Source organism: Burkholderia sp. 9779_493 (genome assembly GCF_015712215.1).
Lineage (GTDB): Bacteria > Pseudomonadota > Gammaproteobacteria > Burkholderiales > Burkholderiaceae > Burkholderia > Burkholderia cenocepacia.
In genome coordinates this window covers 1-1,416 of record NZ_JACCQA010000095.1, presented here as the reverse complement: position 1 = coordinate 1,416, position 1,416 = coordinate 1, and the positions used below count along the sequence as shown (strand labels likewise).

At 59.6% G+C, this 1,416-nt stretch carries 1 protein-coding gene; it reads right to left on the bottom strand.

Going from position 1 to position 1,416, the window contains the following annotated elements; genetic code table 11:
* Nucleotides 1-294: 294 nt before the first annotated feature.
* Nucleotides 295-1,329: an IS110-like element ISBcen3 family transposase gene (locus tag H0X95_RS35635; protein WP_006491259.1), complete on the bottom strand. Its 1,035-nt coding sequence runs from the start codon at nucleotides 1,327-1,329 to the stop codon at nucleotides 295-297.
* Nucleotides 1,330-1,416 lie beyond the last annotated feature (87 nt).

Below are 1,416 nucleotides of genomic sequence, written 5' to 3'. Positions count from 1 at the left end.
TCATACATGGACGCCCCCGTTTTGCCAGGTTCGCGGTGAGTGACGGTTCGAAGGCATCGATTGCAGCCATACATCCGGACTTTGATGTCAGGCGTACGCCTGCTGTCCCTGATGGAATACGCTGGCCAGCTCCTCAATCAGCAGATCGCACTTGAGGTGCTCTGACTTCTATGGGTTTTGCCGGCCACGGTCTGACCTGTCTCGCCATCACTGCATTGCTTGCCTGAGCAATCGGGTGGTTTGTCGCTCCTAAAGTTTGTCGCAGCGGTCTTGTTCGACTGCAAGCCGACCGGGTTATGCGACTGCCGCGGCAGTCGCATAACCCGGTCGGAACTGCTGGTTGTGAGCCAGCAACGCCCATATGACGCGTGCATTCTTGCTGGCCAGGGCTACGGCAGCGATGTTGGGATGGCGTCGGCCTAGCAGGCGGCTCAGCCAGCTATCGGTGTCGGGCTTTCGTTGTGCGGCTAGGATGGCCGATCGCGCGCCGTGGATGAGCAGCGTACGCAGGTAGGAGTCGCCTCGCTTGCTCATGCCCAGCAAGGTCGATTTGCCGCCGCTGGAATGTTGCCGAGGGACCAGCCCAAGCCAAGCGGCCAGTTGACGGCCGTTCTCGAAGTTCTTGGCATCGCCGATCGACGCGACCAGTGCGCTTGCCGTGATTGGCCCGACGCCGGGAATCTCGGCAAGTTTGCGGCTGGCGGGATTGTCGCGGTGCCAGGTCTGAATTTGCGTCTCGAGTTCTCGAACGTGCTGATCGAGCAGCTTGAGATGCTCCATCAGGCGCAGCACAAGGAGACGAAACGGGCCTGGCAAGGCGCAAGTGTCGGAGTCGAGCAGTTCGGGTACGCGTTGCGCGATGTGGGCGATACCTTGGGGAATCACCAGGCCGAATTCGGCGAGGAGCCCACGAATCTGATTAGCTTGCGCGGTGCGCGCCTTGACGAAACTCTGACGTGCGCGATGTACGGCGAGGACGGCCTGCTGCGATTCGGTCTTGATGGGGACGAAGCGCATGTTGGGCCGAGCGACGGCTTCGCAAATTGCTTCGGCATCGGCCGCATCGTTCTTGTTGGTCTTGACGTAGGGTTTAACGAATTGCGGAGCCATTAGTCGAACGGTGTGTCCGCATTCTTGAACGCGTCGTGCCCAGTAATGCGCGCTGGCACAGGCCTCCATGCCGATCAAGCACGCTGGCAGATTCGTGAAGAACAGCATTAATTGATCGCGCCGGATCTGCTTCTTGAGGACGGCTTTGCCGTGCGCGTCGACGCCGTGGATTTGAAAGACGTTCTTTGCCAGATCGATACCAACGGTCGTAACCTTCATGATGGGCGTTCCCTCTGGTTAAGTGGTGGCTGACACTTCCACTTTGGCACATCGATGCCGTGCCGGGCGGGGGCGTCCATTCCATTA

Bases quoted from the DNA above. Each gene is read 5' to 3' on its own strand.
- H0X95_RS35635 (WP_006491259.1), bottom strand. From the start codon at position 1,329: ATGAAGGTTACGACCGTTGGTATCGATCTGGCAAAGAACGTCTTTCAA.